The organism is Aliiglaciecola aliphaticivorans (assembly GCF_054782055.1).
This window is the reverse complement of record NZ_BAAGTF010000087.1, coordinates 1-772: the sequence shown is the minus strand read 5'-3', so window position 1 is coordinate 772 and position 772 is coordinate 1. Positions and strand designations below refer to the sequence as shown.

Below are 772 nucleotides of genomic sequence, written 5' to 3'. Positions count from 1 at the left end.
ACAAACGGTCGATCGGAATGAGGGTCAGAAAGTCCGGTACATTATTTGTACCATGTTTCTAGCATGAAACATTAATGGATGATTTACACTATTAAACAAGGCAAAGACATTATTACTGTCTGAATGTATCAGGGGCTTTTCGTGCTTCAGCAGCTTTGCTGTTGCGGCTTTAAGCATATCAGTGACTAAAGGTAACGTAACAGATGCCCGCACCTCATAGCTGACCACTTCTTGGTTAAACAGGTCTATTATCGGCGACAGATATACTTTTTGGCCATTGACCTTAAATTCTGTCACATCGGTCACCCATTTTTGATTTGGCTTCTTTGCCGTAAATTCACGTTGAAGAACATTTTCAGCGATTCTACCAACTTCACCTTTGTAAGACTTGTAGCGTTTGGGCCTGACTTTTGATTTCAAGCCAAGCTCACCCATCAAGCGTTGTACACGTTTATGGTTAACCACTAAGCCCATCGCTCTTAGCGCGTAAGTTATCCTACGATAGCCGTATCGCCCTTTATGTTTGTGGTAGATATCACGTATTTTTATGCGTAAGTCAGTATTGGAGCAGGAACGATTTAGCGTATTACGATGGTAGTAATACACACTCTTGGGAAGTCCTGTCACCTTTAATAAGTGTTGTAAGCTGTATCTTGCCTTGAGCTCTTCGACAACTATCGTCTTGTCTTTGCTTTTTTCTTTCTGGCTTGAGTCAAGGCTTCTAACTTTTTTAAGACAGCGTTCTCTGCACGTAGATAATCCAATTCTTCCC

The 772-nt window shown here is 41.5% G+C and carries 2 pseudogenes; both read right to left on the bottom strand.

Annotated features, from left to right (window positions below):
* Positions 1-24: 24 nt before the first annotated feature.
* Positions 25-684, bottom strand: a pseudogene (locus ACYVIL_RS20555) (IS3 family transposase); the annotation flags it as partial.
* A pseudogene (locus ACYVIL_RS20550) lies at positions 675-772 on the bottom strand (transposase); the annotation flags it as partial. The pseudogenes ACYVIL_RS20550 and ACYVIL_RS20555, both read right to left, overlap by 10 nt.